The organism is Pseudomonas sp. S37, assembly GCF_016658545.1.
Taxonomy (GTDB): Bacteria; Pseudomonadota; Gammaproteobacteria; order Pseudomonadales; family Pseudomonadaceae; genus Aquipseudomonas.
Genome location: NZ_JACVZC010000219.1, coordinates 1 through 2,339, shown reverse-complemented (window position 1 = coordinate 2,339; position 2,339 = coordinate 1). Strand labels below are relative to the sequence as shown.

Below are 2,339 nucleotides of genomic sequence, written 5' to 3'. Positions count from 1 at the left end.
CCGGCCTGTCACGCCGGGGGTCGCGGGTTCGAGTCCCGTCCGCTGCGCCATCTTCGCCTCAAGGCCCCATGAACGCCTTGAAGCAACGTCAAAGCGACCTTCGGGTCGCTTTTTTCGTTCTGGCGCCTGGCAATTGCCTGTCTTAACCCAGATTTACACCTACCTGACAGGTTCTTCACCGACCAGTGGTTCCTGTGCCTGCCTGCTGTGTTGCACAATAGGCACCTTCTCGACATACCCGGAATTCGCAATGACCAGATCTTCCGTCTTTGGTGCGCTCGGGCTGGCCCTGGTGCTGGCGGGCGTGAGCGGTTGTTCCTCGAAAAAAGCGGCCGTCTACGAGCACGAGAACTTCGATGACTCGGGCACCTTTTCGCGCAGCTTCCCGGTGAGCGATGCCGGCTCCTGTGAGGCTGCCCGGCGCGCCTTGCTCAGCCAGGGCTACATCATTACCAACAGCGGCGCCAACCAGGTGGTGGGCAACAAGAGCTTCCAGCAGAACAGCGAGAACCACCTGCAGATCAGTTTCAACGTCACCTGTGCGCCAGACGTGAGCGACGAGCAGCGCTCGACCATGTTCGCCAACGCCTTGCAGGACCGCTACGCGCTGAAAAAGTCCAACACCTCCGCCAGCCTTGGCGTGGGCGTGCTGGGCTCGGTGTCGATGCCGATCGGCTCCAGTGACGACTCGATGGTCAAGGTGGCCAGCGAGACGGTGACAGCGGCGCAGTTCTATGACCGTTATTTTGCCTTGGTGGAGAGCTACCTGCCCAAGCCGAAGAAGGTGAGCAAGGCCAAGGTCGAGGCGCCCAAGGTTGAAAAGCCGGCGGTAGACCTGGGGCTGCCAGAGCAGGCAGCAGCGAACCCGGTGGCACCGGCTCCTGCTCCTGCTCCTGCTCCAGCGCCCGTGGCTGAGCCTGCACCAGCGCCCGCGGCCGTTGCCCCGGCCAGCGAGGCGGCAGCGGCGCCGGTGGTGGATGACAGCCAGGGTTCGCAGCCAGTAGCGCCACCGGTCGAGGCTGCGCCGATTCAGGTGCAACAGGATGCCCCGCCGGCCGAGGCTGCATCGCCCTCCCTTTGAGGCAAATACCTGTACAGCAGATTATGCTTGTACAGGTATCCCCAACAAGGTCAGGTCACATGGCGCGCAGGCTTCGATGGGTGGCCCTATGTGCAGTTATGCTGGCGACGCCGCTGCTTGGCGACTGGCGCGCCGCGCTACCGTCGGCGCAGCCGCTGGGCAGTGGCGACTTCACCTGGTGGGGTTTTCGGCTATACAGCGCCCGGCTCTGGACCGATGGGCAGGGCCAGGATTGGGCGCGGCCATTTGCCCTTGAACTGCTGTACCACCGTGCGTTGACCCGAGACAGCCTGGTGCAGGCCAGCTTGCAGGAGATGCGGCGCCTTGGCGGCGGCGGGGTCACCCCGCAGCAGTTGGCCAACTGGGCGCAGATCATGGAAACGGCCTTCACCGATGTGCGCCCCGGCATGCGCATCGCCGGCTTGTACCTGCCTGGGTCCGGGTGCCGCTTTTATGTGGACGGCAGGCTGACAGCCGAGGTGCAAGATGCCGCCTTTGCCAGGGCGTTTTTCGCCATCTGGCTGGACCCGCGGGCCCGCGACCCTCAACTTCGGCTGCGCCTGCTTGGGCAGGCTGCTGAAAGAGGAACATGACCATGAACAAGGCACTACTGCTGGTGGCCTGCCTGTTGCTGGGCAGTTGCGGGAATGTGGGTGTCGGGCATTACGCCAACCAGCAACCGAAACTTGACCTGGCGGCCTTCTTTTCACGCCCGGTCCAGGCTTGGGGTATTTTTCAGAAGCGCTCGGGGGAGGTGGCCAGGCGCTTTCATGTGTGTATTGCCAGCCACCGCGAAGGTGAGCGGTTGATCCTCGATGAGCGCTTCGTCTACAGCGATGGCGAACGCCAGCAACGTGTCTGGACCTTGGTGCCGGACGGCCCTGGCCGTTGGCGCGGCAGTGCGGGCGACGTGATCGGTGAAGCCTATGGTGAGGTCGCTGGCAACGCCCTGCGCTGGCGCTACCGGCTGAACCTGCCTGTTGACGGGCGGAACTGGCAGGTGGACCTGGACGACTGGATGTACCTGATGGACGACGATACCCTGATCAACCGCTCCAGCATGCGCAAGCTGGGCGTGGAAATCGGCCAGATCACGCTGTTCTTCCGCCCCTTGTCGGCGGGCATGTCATGCAACTGAGTACATGAGTGGCCCTGACTGGCATTAGCCTTTGCTTTTGCTTCTAAGCGCGCGATAGCCCAGGCGCCACAGATTGCGACTTCAGGAGGCCGAGCGAAGGGCATGCGGAGGGAGGTGACG

At 63.5% G+C, this 2,339-nt stretch carries 3 protein-coding genes; all 3 read left to right on the top strand.

Going from position 1 to position 2,339, the window contains the following annotated elements:
- The first annotated feature begins 250 nt into the window (after positions 1-250).
- The 3 genes from IAE39_RS29355 to IAE39_RS29345 are packed head-to-tail and all read left to right on the top strand — an operon-like array spanning position 251 to position 2,219.
- Positions 251-1,081: a DUF2242 domain-containing protein gene (locus IAE39_RS29355; RefSeq protein ID WP_201207948.1), complete on the top strand. Its 831-nt coding sequence runs from the start codon at positions 251-253 to the stop codon at positions 1,079-1,081.
- Positions 1,082-1,140: 59 nt separating this feature from the next.
- Positions 1,141-1,674: a chalcone isomerase family protein gene (locus tag IAE39_RS29350; RefSeq protein ID WP_201207947.1), complete on the top strand. Its 534-nt coding sequence runs from the start codon at positions 1,141-1,143 to the stop codon at positions 1,672-1,674.
- A 2-nt stretch (positions 1,675-1,676) separates the two neighbouring features.
- Positions 1,677-2,219, top strand: coding sequence for a DUF3833 domain-containing protein (locus IAE39_RS29345; RefSeq protein ID WP_201207946.1), 543 nt, complete (start codon positions 1,677-1,679; stop codon positions 2,217-2,219).
- Positions 2,220-2,339: the final 120 nt, after the last annotated feature.